Source organism: Clostridioides sp. ZZV15-6597, assembly GCF_020657815.1.
GTDB lineage: Bacteria > Bacillota > Clostridia > Peptostreptococcales > Peptostreptococcaceae > Clostridioides.
Map to the genome: position 1 here is coordinate 1 of NZ_JAGWCT010000079.1, position 17,714 is coordinate 17,714.

The following is a 17,714-nucleotide window of genomic DNA, read 5'->3' on the forward strand; positions in this document are numbered from 1 at the left end:
GTATTATATAAAATGCTATAATTCAAAGCTACAGTAACAGTATTTTTATCTACACTCATATTAAAATAATATGCTATTACCTTAGTCTTTTCTGATTTATGTACATGATTTATATTAGCTATAAAAATATTTTTTCTTGCTAATGTAGCTAAATTGCTTGTATATAGATACTCTTCTTTATTTTTTCTTCTTTTATTTTCTATGATTGACTCTATACCTTTTAGATTATTCATTCTTATCTCTTTTTCTTGTAACAGAATAGCCATATCATTTTCTACTTCTTCCTTCTCAAATTTAATTGTACTTTTGCTCAAAATATTTTTATAATATTTTTCCATATCATTGGCTTTATGAAGTATATTACAATTTAATTCATCTATCATATTTAATAAAATATCAAAATCAACCTTTCCTTTAACTTTTTTAGTTGTAGGAATCAATACCTTTAATATAAATTCAACTTTCATAATTGAATCTATATATCTTTTATTACTATTTACTGCTGGTAATGATGATACATCATTACTATTACTTGCTCCAGCTAAATATCTAATTGCATATTTTTTAAATAAAATAAATTTCTGTGTAGTATTGCTGAACTTAATTTTTTTAATTATCTCTGCTTCTTCCAACTCAAGTATAGCTCTCATAGCTTCAAACGAATTTTTAGCTACGCCCAACTCTAAAACTATTTGAACTAATTGTTTTTGTAGCATTATTTTATTCCCTAACACATTTATTATTCTTAAGTATATATCATACTTTTTACATGCAGTTTGTTTTCTTTTATTTGTTATCATAAATTCTCTATACCCTTTCTGTATCATATGTTTTTATGTTCATAATTTCAATAAATCGCTTTTTTGCTTCTAATTCAGCTTTTCCATAACTATTAGTGATTACTTCAAAATACACTTCTATGCCTGTTTCTTTCTCTTCATAGCTACAATCAACAGCCGAAATTTGTCTTTCCTCCAGTAATTTATTTATTTCTTCAAATCTATCGTAATCAACATCTCTTATTTCTTCTAATCTTTGTTGGAACTCTTCTTTTATTTGGGTCTCTGTCTTCCAAGTATCTCTTTCTTCCTGAGATAGCGAAAAATATCTATTAGATATTCCCAAATCGTGGTTTAGGCTCTGTGCTATCTGATGGTCTTTAAACCCATATTCTCTTTCGACAAACTTTCGTCCATCAGCTGTTAGCTTATATCCAATTAATTGTTCTCCATTATTTTTAGAAAATGATTCTTTTGTTACTAATCCATCTCTTACATAGTTTAGTATTCTTTTTTCTGCTATGTATTCTTTTAAGTTATTATGACTTACATAGCCACAACGGCTTACTGACAAAAGTGCTTTTTCATCACGATAAAAGAAATTTTTAATATATTTTTTTGACAAAAATATTCTCCTTTCATAATAAATTTTCTTTGAAAATTTTTGCTTCTTTAGAACCAACGGAGCTTTAGCTCCTTGCTCCAATAGGAGCAACAACCCCATACGGGGACGAAAAACGGTAGCCATTTTTTAGGTTGTCTTGCAACCGTTAATAAAAAATGAGCGAACACTGCTATCCATTAAGCAACAATTGCTATTGTTAGCGTATGGGATTAGCAGTCCGTTTTGAGGTCTCCCGTCTAAGTCATATAGCTCCAACCATTGAAAACATGGTATTAATCTATACTTATAAGGTTTTATATAATTGTAGTATGTTCCCATATTTTTTATAACTTTTAACAATGTCTAATATATATTTTTTCATAAAAAAACACTTATCCTACTGCATCCTTGCAGTAAGCTAAGTGTCCTTTATCAATAGCCTATAGATATTAAGTATTTGTTTATCTCTAAATATTCATCGTCTTCTAAAATTCCAAAGTATTCATTTGCTCCTTGTAGAAATTTTTCTAACTCAAACTCTCTACTTTTCTTATTAGCCACAATATCGCCTTTTATTACTAAAACTTCATCTACTACATATTGTTCCTTTAATAATTTCGATATTATTTCTATTAATTTTTCATCATATAGTTTTAACCTAACAATATAATTTTCGTTTTCTTTTTGAGCTATTATCTTTATAGCATTCTTTCTTAACTCTTCACAAATATCTATAATTTTTTCTAAAGAGTTTTTATATTCACCATTATTAATAGCTATATTTATCAATTCACTTTTAGCTTTTTCTATTAATATATTATCCTTTTGTCCATATATTAATCTACTATCCTCATTGCCTAAATTATAGCACTCTCTCAATTCTTCAAGTGATATACCAAGTGGTTTCATAAGTCTAAGTGCATGTTCTATTGACGGTGTTTTATTAACTCCATTTTCTATTCTATTAATATACGAAGCATTGACTCCAGATAGTTCATCTAATGCAGATAGTGTTAAGCCTTTTTCTTTTCTTCTCATTTTTAAAAGTTCTGAAAAATTCATAATATATCTCCCTCTCTATTTTCCTAATTTAATTATATATTAACACTCTTTTCATCAATCGGCAATTTTTTTATACAATTGTTTATTTTTTGTTGACATTATTATTTCTTTGTATTATTATCATTTATACAATCAGTATTTTAAATTACCAATTGAATAAATAATAACAAGGGGACTACATATGAGTAATATAAAAAGAATTTATAATAATGAAAATAACAATAACTTTGAAATAATATTAGAAAAAGTGGTTTTTGATGCACTTGACAAATATATTAAAGAAAAATATAATCTTCGAGAGATAAATAATGCTACATCTTCTTATACGAAAGGAGATGTTTTATAAAATGATAAAATATGCATGTTACACAAGAGTTTCGACTAATAAGGAGGAACAAGCTTCCTCTCTTAAAAGTCAAAAAGTGCTCTTTGAAAAATATATAGAAAAAAATAATGGTAAACTTTTTAAAATATATCAAGATATAGAAAGTGGAACTAATAGCAATAGAAGTGGTTTAAATGAACTTATTGAAGATGCTAAAAATCACAAATTTGATGCTATTTTAATAAAAGAATGGAGTAGATTATCAAGAAATGCTTCGGATTCACATACTTTAAGAAATTTATTCTTAGAATTGAATATACAAATTATAGACATCACAACTGGGAATAATCTTTTAAAAGAAGATACTTTAATGTTCTCAATATATAGTGCTTATGCTCAGAAAGAATCCGAAAGGATAAGTGACCGTACCAAACAAGGAAAAATTGCAGGGTATTATAAAGGTCAATTCAAAGGCTCAAGACCCCCCTACGGGTATAAGAAAATTGATACTGCATTAGTTATTAGAGATGATGACACACCTAATATTGTGCGTTCAATATTTAAAATGTATTTGGATGGTTTTGGCTCTGATAGAATAGCAAAATATTTAAATAAAAATAATTTTCCTACACCTGCTCAAATTGTTGATTGGAAAAATGCAAATAGTCTATGGCATGGTTCTACTATAGATAAAATACTTAGAAATCAAGCATATATTGGCCATGTAGTTCAGCATAAAACAACCACTATGTTCGTAACATCCAATAAAAGAGAGATACTTCCACCTTCTGAATATATAATTGTTAAAAATCGTCACAAGGCTATAATTTCTGAAGAAGAGTTTAACAAAGTTCAAGATATGATTAAGCTTAGACATAAAGAAAGACGTAAAGCTCAAGTACATCTATTTAGTAATTTTCTTTATTGTTCTCATTGTGGAAGGAGACTACACTATAAAGCTAATCGAAAGGGTTATGTCTGTGCTGGGTACAATAGACATGGAAAAGATGTATGCTCCTCTCATTTTATTAAAGAGGAAGATTTAGAAAAAATAATACTTGGTGATTTAAGATGTTTACTATCTAAAATTAACCATAAAAAGATTTTAAATAAATTAAAGAAACAAATTTCTTTAAATCACAATAACTTAGAATCAGATATTAGTAAAATAAATCAAAAATTAAAAAAATTAGAAGTTAGAAAAAGTAATGCACGAATGCAATTACTTGATGAAATTTTTACTGTAGAAGAATATAAAAAAACTTGTACTGATATTGATACTGATATAAAAAAACTTAACGATAAAAAGGTAACTTTATTAAAATCAAGCAATAATGATTTTTTAGATGAAATTATGAATGAACTAAATACATTATCTAAAAATATCGTAGATATAGTTCAATTAAACAATAAAACTATGTCTGAATTAATAAATAAAATAGTCATAAGTGAAAATGGTGAGCCGAGCATTTATTATAAATTCTCGGCTCATATTAATTATATTGATAAATTATTACTTCTTGATTAGCTTACAAACACACTCAACGTGTGTAGAATGAGGGAACATATCTACAGGCTGTGCCTCAATACATTTAAATCCATGCATATTTAGATAATCTAAATCCCTTGCTAAAGTAGAAGGATTACAAGAAACATAAACAATTCTCTCAGGATTCATTGAAATAATTGTCTCTAAAACCTTTTCGTCACAACCCTTTCTAGGTGGGTCTACAACTACAACATTAGCAGCCTTACCCTCACTATACATCTTAGGGACAACCTCTTCTGCCTTACCCACATAAAATTCAGCATTATGTATATTGTTTAACCTAGCATTTACCTTAGCATCTTTTATAGCATCTTCTATAATTTCTATTCCATAAACTTTTTTAGCCTTTTGTGCTAAAAATAAAGATATTGTACCTATACCACAATAAATATCAAAAACAGTATCAGTATCCTTTAAATCTGCATATTCAAGAGTTTTATCATATAACACCTTAGTTTGTATAGGATTTACTTGAAAAAATGATAATGGAGAAATCTCAAATACTAAATCTCCTATATAATCATTTATTTTACCATCTCCATACACAACTATATTCTCTTTTCCAAGAATGGCATTCGTATTTTTTTCATTTATATTTACAACTAAAGTCTTAAATCCAGGTATATTTTCCTCTAATACTGAAGCTAATTCTTTAAGATATGGAAGTCTATTTCCATTAGCAACTAATACAACCATTACTTCTTTAGTCGTAAATCCAATTTTTGTCACCAAATGTCTAATTACTCCAGTCTGAGCCTTTTCATCATATATGCTTACCTTATAAGCTCTTATATATGTTTTTATTATCTTAACAATTTTATCATTTAGTTCATGTTGTATTACGCATTTTTCTGTCGATATTACATCGTGAGTCTTCTTTTTGTAAAAACCAATAATAGGAACTCCATTGTTCTTTTGTATTGGAAATTGAGCTTTATTTCTATATCTATATGGCTTCTCCATGCCTATAGTATCATGAACTATCACATCATCCAACTTACCTATTCTTGTAAGTACTTGTTTAACTTCATTTGTTTTCATTTCAAGTTGTTTATTATAGTCTAAATCTTGTATTTGGCACCCTCCACAATTCTTAAGATTGTCACTACACACTCTTTTTACTCTAAATGGAGACTTCTCTATTATTTCAACAATGTCTCCTACTGCATAATTTTTCTTGACCTTATTAATTTTAACTTTAACTTTATCTTGTATCAATCCGCCCTCTACAAAAACTGTAATACCATTGTACTTTCCAACGCCTACTCCACCTTGTCCAATGTCTACTATATCTACAATATACATCTCGTTTTTTGAAAGCATAAATCACCCTCCAATCACCATATTAAATTCAAACCCTTACAAATTTTTTTCTTTAAATTTATATTAAAATCTTGCTATTAACTAAACTATATTTTTTACTAAGCTACAATATTTTATTTTACCAAAAAAAAAGGAGCTTATAAAGCCCCTTGACAAAATAAATTTATTATTTTCTTATAAAACTCTAGTTGAACCTCTATATATTACACCTCTTGATGCATCTACTGTTACAACTTCTCCATCTGTTACTAGATTAGTTATATCATTTGCAGACACAACAACTGGTATATCTAAATTTATTCCTACAATAGCTGTATGCGATGTCATTCCACCATTTTCAGTTACTACAGCTCCTGCTTTTTCTATATAATTGTTCATTTCAGCATCAGTAGTTGTAGAAACTAATATATCTCCTTTATTGAAGTCTACACAAGTATCTCCATTTTTTATTATACGAACTTTACCTTCTACTGTTTGATTACCTACACCTATCCCTTGAACAATTTCTTCACTTATTACATGAACTTTTATTAAGTTAGTAGTTCCGCTCACTCCTACTGGTACTCCAGCAGTTATAACTACTAGTTCTCCATTATCTATATAATCCGCTTGTCTAGCTGCTTCTATTGCCTTTTCTATAACTTCATCTGTATTTCCTGCAACAGAAGATTTAACTGGATAAACTCCCCATGTAAGAGCTAGTTTATTCATAGTTTTTTCATTATTTGTAGTAGCTATTATTGGAGATTTTGGTCTAAATTTAGACACCATTCTAGCAGTATAACCTGAAGAAGTAGATGTTATTATAGCTGATGCATTTAAATCTACAGCTGTTGTACAAGTAGCATGACTTATTGCATCTGTTACTGTAACATTATTAGTACCATTTTCCTTTAACAATCTATCATAATCCAAAGTTTCTTCTGTTCTTTTTGCTATTGTGGCCATCATCTTTACAGCTTCTACAGGATATTTTCCAGCAGCAGTTTCTCCAGATAACATTATTGCATCTGTTCCATCATATATAGCATTAGCTACGTCTGTAACTTCTGCTCTTGTTGGTCTTGGATTTCTTATCATAGAATCAAGCATTTGTGTAGCAGTTACAACTGGTTTTGCTAATTCATTACATTTTTTTATCATCATTTTCTGAACTATTGGCATTTCTTCAGTAGGTATTTCAACACCTAAATCACCTCTAGCTACCATTATACCATCAGAGACTTTTAATATTTCATCTAAGTTTTCTACACCTTCTTGATTTTCTATCTTAGATATAATTTGTATATCAGTTGCATTGTTATTCTCTAAGATTTCTCTTATTGCTAGTACATCCGATGCTTTTCTTACAAATGAGGCAGCTATATAGTCTATACCTTGACTTATTCCAAATTCTATGTCGCTTATATCTTTAGGAGTTATTGCTGGTAAATTTATTTTTACACCAGGCACATTTACTCCCTTATGATTTTTTACTATTCCAGAATTTTCAACGATACATATTATATCTTCGCCTTTTATTTCTTTTACTCTTAAACCAACTAAACCATCATCTATTAGTATAGAATCTCCTACTTTAACATCTTCAGCAAGACCTTTATAACTTACTGTACATATTTCTTTAGTTCCTACAACATCTTTCATAGTTATAGTAAATTTTTGTCCTTCTTCTAAAGATACCTCTGGGTCTGCAAAATTACCTGTTCTAATTTCTGGACCTTTAGTATCTAATAATATAGCAACTGGTTTATTTAGTTTTTCTCTAACTTTTTTTGCCATATCTATTCTTTCCTTGTGTTCTTCATGTGAACCATGGGAAAAGTTAAATCTGCACACATTAAGACCATTTTGCATAAGTTGAGTTAAAACTTCTTCACTTTGTGACGCTGGCCCTAGCGTACAAACAATTTTTGTTTTCTTTACATTATTTAACATATTTGCTCCTCCTGAAATATTATTTCACAGATTTATTTTAAATACTAAGATTTATATAGATAATATTTTTGCCATTTCATAAGCTTCTTTATCAAAAACTTTCTTTTGAGATAAAGCTTCACTTATTTCTAAGTCAATTATTTTGTTTTCTTTTATTCCGACAACTCTAGCCGACTTTCCATCTAGTAATAATTCTACAGCTCTTACACCAAGTCTGCTTGCTAGTATTCTATCAAATACAGTTGGGCTTCCTCCTCTTTGAACATGACCTAATACAGTTACTCTTAAGTCTGCTCCTGATTCCTTTTTAAGCTCCTTCTCTAAATCGCTAGCACTTCCAACTCCTTCTGCCAACACGATTATACTGTGTCTCTTACCTCTTTTTTGAGTAGTCTTTAATCTTAAAGCAACTTCATCTACTTTAATCTCTACTTCTGGTACTATTATAGTTTCAGCTCCCCCTGCAAGACCTGCATATAAAGCTAAATCTCCACAGTGTCTTCCCATAACTTCTACTATATTAACTCTTTCATGAGATGATGATGTATCTCTTATTTTACCTATAGCATCTATAATAGTATTCATTGCAGTATCAAATCCTATAGTATAATCTGTATACGCTAAGTCATTATCTATAGTTCCTGGTATACCTATAGCTGGAAATCCTAAGTCACTAAGTTTTTGAGCTCCTGTAAATGAACCGTCTCCTCCAATTACAACTAAACAGTCAATTTTATACTTTTTAAGAATTTTTACTGCCTTTAATCTACCTTCTTCTGTTTTGAATTCTTCACATCTAGAAGATTTTAGTATAGTTCCTCCTCTGTGTATAATATCTCCAACAGAAGATAAGTTCATTTCAGTTAAATCTTCTTCTAATAATCCCTTATATCCTCTATTGATTCCATATACTTTGCATCCATAATATATTGCTGACCTTACAACCGCTCTAATTGCAGCATTCATTCCTGGAGCATCTCCTCCACTTGTTAGTAATCCTATAGTTTTCATTTTTTACCTCCTTGGATTTTATGTCAAATTTTTATTATAATCATTCTTATCACATCTTAATGGACTTTTTTCGTCCCTATATCATTTTTCAATCCCATCAAGACTAAAAAAATTAAATGTCCTTAAATGTCCATTTTGTGATATTATATCACAAAACGGACAATATTTTTCATATTATTATAATATATTTAGATTTTTATCCAAAAAATTAAGCTTTTATCTTTATGTTATCCTTAGGAAGTAATCTTTCTAAATTGTTTACAAATTCATCACATATAAAAGTCGATACTCCTGTCATTTTATATGCTTTGCGCTTACCATTTATATTTTCGTCCATAGGATATAAGTATATACTGTCATTACCTGGATATTGCTTTGCTATTTCTATAATACTGTAGGTTGTATCTGTGTCAGACATACTATCTATTTTTAAATACAGTTTTTTACCACTTTCTAATTTAACATTTTGTACATTTTTAGTTCTTACTGAATTATATTTTTTAGCTTCAAAGTCAGTATTGTCTTTTATATCTTTTATTTCTCTAGCTATAAGTTTTGCATTTTCGCCTTCTTTTATACTTAATGTTCCTTTTACATAAATTATATTGTCTTCATTCAAAATAACATTATATTTTTGTAATAACTGAGGAAAAACTATTATTTCTATTGCACCATATAAATCTTCCAACTCAATAAATGCCATAATTTCATTTCTTTTTGTGGTTTTTATCGTTTTATTTACAATCATCCCACCCATTATTGCATCTGTTTCATTCATTTGTATATATGACTCTTCATCCTCTTTTAATGAATTTAACTTTCCATTATCTATAGATGTTTTTTCTTGTAATTCTTTTTCAAATTGCGATAAAGGATGCCCACTTACATACATTCCCAGGACTTCTTTTTCAAGATTAAGTCTTTCTCTTTCTTCATATTCTGGTCTTTTAGGTAGATTATATATTTGTTGAAAGTCGCTATCTTCTTCACTATCTCCAAAAGCATCAAATAATGAAATTTGACCTTGAACATTTTTCTTTCTGTCCATAGATACACTTTCTAGTAAAGTTTCATAACCAGCCATCAAACTAGCTCTATTTTCACTTATATTATCAAAAGCTCCACATTTTATTAAACTTTCTATTACTCTCTTATTTGTATCTTTTTGGTCTAATCTCTTAACTAAATCAACTAAGTCTATAAATAATCCATTAGACTCTCTTTCATCAATTATATTGTTTATTATATTCACACCAACATTTTTTACAGCAGCCAGGCCAAACCTTATGTTGTCACCTTCAACCGAGAATTTTGAAAAACTTTTATTTATGTCTGGTGGTAACACATCTATATCTAATGCTTTACATTCTCTTATATATTCAACTACCTTATCAGTATTTCCCATAACACTAGTTATTAAAGCTGCCATAAACTCAACAGGATAATATGTTTTTAAATAAGCTGTCTCATATGCTAAAACTCCATATGCAGCTGCATGTGACTTATTAAATGCATAACGAGCAAAATCTATCATATCATCAAATATTTTATTGGCTATTTCCTCTTCTACACCATTTCTAACACATCCTGCAATTTCTATGTTACCATCTTCATCAAATTTCCCATGAATAAAATATTGTCTTTCTTCTTCCATTACATCCATTTTTTTCTTACTCATGGCTCTTCTAACCAAGTCACTACGACCATAACTATATCCACCTAAATCTCTAACAACTTGCATAACTTGTTCTTGATATACCAAACATCCATATGTAACTTCCATTATTGGTTTTAATTTCTCATGTAAGTATGTTACATCTTTTGGATTACTTTTATTTTTTATATATGCTGGTATAGAGTCCATAGGACCTGGTCTAAATAGAGATATCCCTGCTACAATATCTTCAAAATTATCTGGCTTCAGCTGTTTCATAAAACTTCTCATACCAGCACTTTCTAACTGGAATACTCCTAAAGTATTTCCAGATGAAAGCATTTCATATACTTTTGGATCATCATAGTCCATCTTTGAAAAATCTATATTTTCAGTATAATTTTTTATTGTTCTATTCTTTTCTATTAAATCAAGTGCATCTCTTATAACTGTAAGTGTTCTTAATCCAAGAAAGTCCATCTTTAAAAGACCAAGTTCTTCAAGTGTTGTCATAGTAAATTGAGTTGTGATTGCATCTTGATGCTTGTATAGAGGTACATACTCGTCTACAGGATTTTTGGATATAACAACTCCTGCTGCATGAGTGGAAGCATGTCTTAACATTCCCTCTATTTGCTTTGATATATTGATTATCTCTTTTGTTTCAGGGTCTTGGTCATATAAATCCTTAAGGTTTGGATTTGTATCTAATGCCTTATCTATCGTCATTCCTAAAGCAAATGGTATTTCTTTGGCTATCTTATCAACCTTATTGTAGCCTATATCTAATACTCTTCCGACATCTCTTATTGCAGCTTTTGCACCCATTGTTCCAAAAGTTATTATTTGTGCAACATGGTCATCACCATATTTTCGCTTTACATAGTCTATAACTTCTTCTCTTCTTTCATAGCAAAAATCTATATCTATATCTGGCATAGATATACGTTCTGGATTTAGAAAACGTTCAAATAGGAGAGAATATTTTATTGGGTCTATATCAGTTATCTTAAGTGTATATGCTACTATTGAACCTGCCGCACTACCTCTACCTGGTCCTACTATAATATTATTTTCTTTAGAAAAATTTATAAAGTCCCAAACTATTAAAAAGTATTCCACATAACCCATTTTTTCAATTACGTCTAATTCATAATTTAATCTATCTAGTATCTCACTATCAGGATTATCATATCTCTCTTTTAATCCATTAAAACACAATTCTCTTAAATAAGTTTCTGGTGTATATCCATCTGGTACATCATATTTAGGAAGATGTATAGTATTAAAATCAAACTCTACATTACACATATCAGCTATTTTTACAGTATTATCAATAGCCTCTAGTGCATATGGGAATAATTCTTCCATCTCTTCTCTTGATTTCAGATAAAACTCATCACTTCCAAATCTCATTCTATTTGGGTCATTTACTGTTTTACCCATTTGAATACACATAAGAACATCATGTATTTTTGAATCTTCTTTATTTACATAGTGGACATCATTAGTAGCAACTAATGGAATACCAAGTTCTTTGGATAATTTCACCAAACCAGAATTCACTTCTCTCTGTTCTGGTAAATTGTGGTCTTGAATTTCTAAGAAGAAATTTTCTTCACCAAATATATCTCTGTAATCAATGGCAAACTTTTTTGCTTTTTCATAATTTCTATTCATCAAAGCACGTGCAACATCTCCTGCAAGACATGCAGAAAGTGCTATAATCCCTTCACAATGCTTTCTAAGTTCTTCCATATCGACTCTAGGCTTATAGTAAAAGCCTTCTACATATGAAGTCGAGACTATTTTTATCAAATTTTTATAGCCTTCCATATTCTTAGCTAATAAAACTAAATGTCCTTGATATTTATCATAATTAGGGTCTTTATCTCTTAATCCACGCGCAGCTGTATAAACTTCACACCCTATAATTGGTTTTATTCCTTCTTCTATAGCTGTTTTATAAAAATCTATAACACCAAACATACAGCCATGGTCAGTAATAGCAATTGAACTCATATTTAATTCTTTAGCTCTTTTTATAAGTTTTTTCACCCTCGAAAATCCATCAAGTAAACTATACTCAGTATGTACATGAAGATGAGCAAAATCTTTTTCCATTAAATCACCTCCTGTTTTATAAATTTAATTTTACCACAAATACACGTATTAAAACAAAAACAGAGACTTTTATCTCAAAATAGGAATTAACTTCCACCTATAGCCCTATATGTTGAAATTAATTCTTATTTTGAGATTGTCCCCTCAAATTTATTATAATGATTTTTTTTTCAAGTCTGTTGCGATTTCTTCTATTTTTCTAAGTCTATGATTGACACCAGATTTTCCTATTGGCGGGTCTAACATCTCTCCAAGTTCCTTGAGAGTCATATCTTCATACTCAATTCTAATCTTGGCTATTTCTTGTAAATTTTCTGGTAAGCTACTAATCCCTATAGTTTCTTGTATTAGTCTAATATTTTCTACTTGTCTTACGGCTGCATTTACTGTTTTAGAAAGGTTAGCTGTCTCGCAATTTACTATTCTGTTTACATTGTTTCTCATTTCTTTTACTATTTTAGTATTTTGGAGACTTAAAAGAGCGTGGTGTCCTCCTATAATACTTAACAAATCTGATATTTGTTCACTCTCTTTAAGATAAACAACATAGTTATTTTTTCTAGCCACAATTTTACTATTAAAGCCTAAAGAATTTATAAGTTCTTTTAATGAATCTGCAAAATCCTCATTGTTAGTTACAAATTCCATATGATAGTTTTTTTCTGGGTCACTTATAGAACCTGCACCAAGAAAAGCTCCTCTTATAAAGGCTCTTTTACATCCATCATGTTTAACTAAACTTTCTGGAACTCTATTTATAGTAAAAAATCCCTCTTTTTCTTCCAATACACCTAACTTTTTTAATAACATTTCTGAACCCATTTCACTTGTTACCATTAACACATAACTATTATTTCTCTTTAACATTTGATTTTTATTTACAGAAATTGTAGTATTTATGCTGAAATTCTTTTTTAATAACTTAAAGACTTTACGGGCTATTGAGTTTAATTCTGTTGTTATTTTTAAATTTAGTTTTTTATATCCAACAATTTGTATACTTCCCCCTGATTTAACTAGAGCTGACAGTTCAGCTATATTACAACATTCATTCTCAGATACAATTCTCGCTAGTTCATTTTTGGTTTCAGTTGAAAAAGACATATATATCACCCATTAACTAATTTTTCTTTAACCTTTTTTTTATTTCTTGTAAGGCAACCTTTATTATCTCCTTTTCATCATCATACCTAGCTAGGTCTACCACTCTATCTAGATGGATAAATTTAGCATCAATAAAGCCTTCCTCTTTTTGTGGAATAGTATCCATATTTTTCGCTTGCATTAAGTACCAAAAAACTGTTTTATGAACTGCTCTATTTTCATCCCAGTTTTCTTTGAATGTATAATGTATTTCACCTAAATATTTCAATATATCTGCTTTTACTCCAGTTTCTTCACTTACTTCACGTAACGCTGCCTCTTGGTTATTTTCCCCTTCTTCTACTTTTCCTTTGGGTAGCACCCAATCTCCATTGAACTTCCTTAGTAAAAGAATTGTATTGCCAAACAGGACTACACCACCAGCACTAACCTCTTCTCTCATCGATGTTCACTCCTTAAAACTAACATAATGATAAGGATTTCTACACTTTTTTTTAAAATCCTTTTTTACTAACTTTTGTTGTAATTATGACTTAGGGCTAACTCAATAACTATGTTAGATATATATTTTGCATCATGTCTTATATAATTATTTTTTATTTCAATCAAATTTTTTTCTACAGTTTTTATACCCATCTCTTTTAACTTATCTTTTTGTTTTTTATCTAGTAAAACCTGTTCTGCTCCATCTTGTTTATATAAATCAAGCATTCCTTCTGGCAATATTTCGTTATTTGCTATCACATAATCTATCAAATTATTGTCAGTATGCTTTATTATCGCATTAACATGTTCTAATACATTATATCCTTCTGTTTCCCCTGGCTGAGTCATTATATTTGATATATACACTTTTGGTGCTAAAGAGGCTTTAATGGCGTCTACAACACCATCTACAAGTAGATTTGGTATTATACTCGTATATAAACTTCCAGGACCCATAATTATAATATCAGCATCATAAATAGATGCAATAACATCTCCTAATGGTTTAACATCTTTAGGATTTAAGAAAATTTCATCAATAGAACTTTTTTGATTCTTTGATTCTTCAGGTATACTAGATTCACCATTTACTATTTCACCATTTTTTAATTTAGCAACTAAGTTTACATCTTCTAGTGTTACTGGCAAAACCCTACCTGTTATAGCAAAAATCTCACTTAATTTATACACAGCTTTTTCAAAGTTTCCATATAATCCATTCATAGCAGCTAAAAATAGATTTCCAAAACTTTGACCTTTTAAAAGTCCTTCTGTAAACCTATATTGCATAACTTCATTCATAGTTGGTTCTATATTTGCAAGTGCTAATAAGCAATTTCTTATATCTCCTGGTGGAAGCATTCCTAAGTCTTCTCTTAATACTCCTGAACCTCCACCATCATCAGCAACAGTAACAATCGCAGTTATATTCTGTGTAGAGTGTTTAAGCCCCCTCAGAAACACTGATTGACCAGTTCCTCCACCTATTACTACTACATTGGGGTCTCTATTTTCGATAACAGACCTCTGAAATAACCTTACTTTTTCATTTTTTGCTTTCTTATATATAAATAACGATACAATTAATGCAATCCAACCTAAAATTCCTACAATAATAAGTAATTTAGCCATGTTTGCCTCCATTATCGTAACATAGAGTCTCTGTGTTTTTTTACAACTCTATATCCTTTATTAGATAAATCCTCCGCTATAAGATTTGTTATAGTAACTGACCTATGTCTTCCACCTGTACATCCAACACCAATTACTAGATGTTGTTTTCCTTCTTCTATATATTGAGGTACTAAGAAATGAATCATATCTAAAAGCTTCACATAAAATTCTTCACTAATTTTAGAATTCATGACATAATCTCTGACTTCTTTATCATCACCAGTTTTAGATCTCAATTCTTCAATATAATATGGATTAGGAAGAAATCTTACATCGAATACTAAATCTGCGTCAGCAAGTATACCATGTTTAAATCCAAAAGATACTACAGATATAGTTAGATTAGGATTCTCTTCACCAGAAGAGTATATTTTCTTTATTTCTTCCTTAAGGTCTTTCGGTTTCATATTAGTTGTGTCAATTATGCATGTAGAAAATCCCTTTAAAGGCTCCATTATTTTTCTTTCCATTTTTATACCTTCTGGAATTTGCATGTCTTTCGCCAATGGGTGATTTCTCCTTGTCATTTTATATCTCTTTAACAATACATCATCATTACAATCTAAATACACCATTTCATATTCATAATTTTCTTTTTCCAAGTAGTTTAAACTCTCATGAAGAGCTTCAAAAAACTTTCTTCCTCTTATATCTATACCTAAAGCAACTTTATCAATACTTGAGTTTGGTTGATAACATAATTCTGCAAATTTAGTTATCAAAGCAGGAGGTAGATTATCTACACAATAAAATCCCATATCCTCTAAAGCTCTCATTGTTTCACTTTTTCCAGACCCTGAAAGACCTGTAACTATAACAAATTTCATTGCTAACTCCTCCTTTTTATCTTCAGTCTATTACACTTTTATCTTTTGTTTATTACACTATAATATTTTCTACTAATGATATATCCATATTTGAATCATATACAGCTTTCATAGCTCGTTTAAAATCACCCACTCTTTCTGGGCAATGTGCATCTGACCCTATTATAAATTTATTTCCTATTTCTTTTATTTCGTTTATTTGTTTTACATTTAAAAAAGAATGGCTACTATTTATTTCAAGCCTCGTATCTGTCTTTTTTGCTACCTTTGCTACTTCTTCTATATATACATCACCTTTATCACCAGGATGTGTAATTACAAAAATATCATTATTATTCATAGCATTTATTACAGCTTTTGTATTATACTCTTTTGCTTTTTCAGTTTTAAAAATATAGTTATTACAATGATTTAATAAACTTCCAAATGATGTAGGAGTAGAACCAAAATGGTATCCAGCCATGATATAGTCAAGTTCTTTAAAAAATTTGTCATCCATGTCTATATTACCTTTATCATCTAATATGTTACACTCCATACCCAAAAGTATATTTATATCACTATATTTATCATTCAAAGAATTTACGTCTTCTCTCATTTTATGAATATCTTTCGTCTTTACACCATATGCAATATGCTTATAACTATGGTCTGATATTCCTATTGTCTTTATCCCTTTAGCAATGGCCACCTTTACATTATCTTCAATAGTTCCCTTACCATGACTATATAATGTATGTGTATGATAATCAGCCAATATCTTCATTTGTTAATCCTCTCCAAGTATTTTGACTTCTTCTTCCAACATAACCCCAAACTTGGCATATACAGCACTTTTTATAACATATATTAAATCTAAAATATCTTTAGCACTTGCTTCTCCTAAATTAACCACAAATCCACAATGCTTCTCAGATACTTGAGCACCTCTCAAAGTAAGTCCTCTTAATCCAGTTTCTTCTATTAACTTACCTGCAAAATATCCTGTTGGTCTTTTAAATGTACTTCCTGCACTAGCAAAATTTAATGGTTGCTTAGTTGTTCTTCTTGTTGTTAAATCATCCATTAAACTTTTTATTTCATCATAATTTCCTTTTTGCAAATCTATTTCTGCTGATAAAGCTATATATCCATTTTTCGCTATTATACTTTTTCTATACCCAAATTCCATCTGTTCATTTGACAGTTCAAAGATATTTCCTTCCATATCTATTAATCTTACTGATTTTACTATATCTTTCATTTCACCACCATATGCTCCTGCATTCATGGCTAATGCTCCACCTAATGTTCCAGGTATACCTGAGGCAAACTCAAATCCTTTTAGTTCTTGTTTTTGTAGAGCTTTACCTAAAACAGATAATAAAGCTCCTGACTGAGCAATTATTTTAGTACCCTTTATCTCATAAGAATTAAAGTTATCTGCAAGTTCTATTACTATGCCTCTTATTCCACCATCTTTAATTAGAATATTTGAACCATTTCCAATTATTAAATATGGAATAGATTCTTTTTTCACTAACTGAAGTACACTTTTTAGCTGTTCTTCAGTTCTAGGTCTAACCAATATATCTGCTGGACCTCCAACTCTAAATGAGATATGTTTTTTCATAGGTTCATCTATTTTTATATCATCTTTGCTTAATATATTTAATAAATTTTCATATATATCTTGATTATTCATTGCATTTCCTCCCAAATTATACTAAACTTCAGTTGTCAGTATTATCTAAATTATATTAATGTATAGTATTAACT

Annotated in this window: 15 protein-coding genes; 2 read left to right on the top strand and 13 right to left on the bottom strand. The window is 29.5% G+C overall.

Translation table 11 applies throughout. The features are described 5' to 3' along the window. The 3 genes from KGF52_RS15395 to KGF52_RS15405 form a co-directional block, all read right to left on the bottom strand. Positions 1 to 800: hypothetical protein (locus KGF52_RS15395; protein ID WP_227840764.1), on the bottom strand; the 800-nt coding region annotated here is incomplete at its 3' end. 7 nt (positions 801 to 807) lie between these two features. Beyond that, positions 808 to 1,404 carry a hypothetical protein gene (locus KGF52_RS15400; protein WP_227840765.1) on the bottom strand — a complete coding sequence of 199 codons (597 nt, stop codon included), beginning with the start codon at positions 1,402 to 1,404 and terminating at the stop codon, positions 808 to 810. A gap of 411 nt (positions 1,405 to 1,815) precedes the next feature. Beyond that, the gene (locus KGF52_RS15405) at positions 1,816 to 2,445 is read right to left on the bottom strand and encodes a helix-turn-helix domain-containing protein (protein WP_227840766.1); all 630 of its coding nucleotides are present in this window, start codon (positions 2,443 to 2,445) and stop codon (positions 1,816 to 1,818) included. A 181-nt stretch (positions 2,446 to 2,626) separates the two neighbouring features. On the opposite strand from KGF52_RS15405, the gene KGF52_RS15410 reads away from it, so the two are divergent. Next, positions 2,627 to 2,791, top strand: coding sequence for a hypothetical protein (locus KGF52_RS15410; RefSeq protein WP_227840767.1), 165 nt, complete (start codon positions 2,627 to 2,629; stop codon positions 2,789 to 2,791). Position 2,792: 1 nt separating this feature from the next. Beyond that, positions 2,793 to 4,298 carry a recombinase family protein gene (locus KGF52_RS15415; RefSeq protein ID WP_227840768.1) on the top strand — a complete coding sequence of 502 codons (1,506 nt, stop codon included), beginning with the start codon at positions 2,793 to 2,795 and terminating at the stop codon, positions 4,296 to 4,298. Here KGF52_RS15415 and rlmD read toward each other — a convergent pair. From rlmD to murB, 10 genes are all read right to left on the bottom strand, one after another. Continuing rightward, positions 4,284 to 5,642 carry a 23S rRNA (uracil(1939)-C(5))-methyltransferase RlmD gene (gene rlmD / locus KGF52_RS15420; protein WP_227840769.1) on the bottom strand — a complete coding sequence of 453 codons (1,359 nt, stop codon included), beginning with the start codon at positions 5,640 to 5,642 and terminating at the stop codon, positions 4,284 to 4,286. The genes KGF52_RS15415 and rlmD overlap by 15 nt on opposite strands. A 174-nt stretch (positions 5,643 to 5,816) precedes the next feature. Further along, positions 5,817 to 7,577: a pyruvate kinase gene (pyk, locus tag KGF52_RS15425; RefSeq protein ID WP_227830026.1), complete on the bottom strand. Its 1,761-nt coding sequence runs from the start codon at positions 7,575 to 7,577 to the stop codon at positions 5,817 to 5,819. Between the two features lie 51 nt (positions 7,578 to 7,628). Beyond that, positions 7,629 to 8,588 carry a 6-phosphofructokinase gene (pfkA, locus tag KGF52_RS15430; protein WP_227830027.1) on the bottom strand — a complete coding sequence of 320 codons (960 nt, stop codon included), beginning with the start codon at positions 8,586 to 8,588 and terminating at the stop codon, positions 7,629 to 7,631. 208 nt (positions 8,589 to 8,796) lie between these two features. Then, entirely contained in the window at positions 8,797 to 12,366 is a 3,570-nt protein-coding gene (locus KGF52_RS15435) for a DNA polymerase III subunit alpha (protein ID WP_227830028.1), read from the bottom strand. Between the two features lie 153 nt (positions 12,367 to 12,519). Further along, positions 12,520 to 13,470 carry a DNA-binding protein WhiA gene (gene whiA, locus KGF52_RS15440; RefSeq protein WP_227840770.1) on the bottom strand — a complete coding sequence of 317 codons (951 nt, stop codon included), beginning with the start codon at positions 13,468 to 13,470 and terminating at the stop codon, positions 12,520 to 12,522. Between the two features lie 16 nt (positions 13,471 to 13,486). Continuing rightward, positions 13,487 to 13,912 (bottom strand): NUDIX hydrolase, encoded by a 426-nt coding sequence (locus tag KGF52_RS15445; RefSeq protein WP_003416968.1) that lies wholly within the window; start codon positions 13,910 to 13,912, stop codon positions 13,487 to 13,489. A gap of 68 nt (positions 13,913 to 13,980) precedes the next feature. Further along, entirely contained in the window at positions 13,981 to 15,087 is a 1,107-nt protein-coding gene (locus KGF52_RS15450; protein WP_227830030.1) for a gluconeogenesis factor YvcK family protein, read from the bottom strand. 11 nt (positions 15,088 to 15,098) lie between these two features. Next, a complete protein-coding gene (gene rapZ, locus KGF52_RS15455; RefSeq protein ID WP_227830031.1) occupies positions 15,099 to 15,956 on the bottom strand; it encodes an RNase adapter RapZ in 858 nt (285 codons plus the stop codon). Positions 15,957 to 16,008: 52 nt separating this feature from the next. Next, positions 16,009 to 16,722: a PHP domain-containing protein gene (locus KGF52_RS15460; RefSeq protein WP_227840771.1), complete on the bottom strand. Its 714-nt coding sequence runs from the start codon at positions 16,720 to 16,722 to the stop codon at positions 16,009 to 16,011. A 3-nt stretch (positions 16,723 to 16,725) separates the two neighbouring features. Next, positions 16,726 to 17,640 carry a UDP-N-acetylmuramate dehydrogenase gene (murB, locus tag KGF52_RS15465; RefSeq protein ID WP_227840772.1) on the bottom strand — a complete coding sequence of 305 codons (915 nt, stop codon included), beginning with the start codon at positions 17,638 to 17,640 and terminating at the stop codon, positions 16,726 to 16,728. Between the last annotated feature and the right edge of the window lie 74 nt (positions 17,641 to 17,714).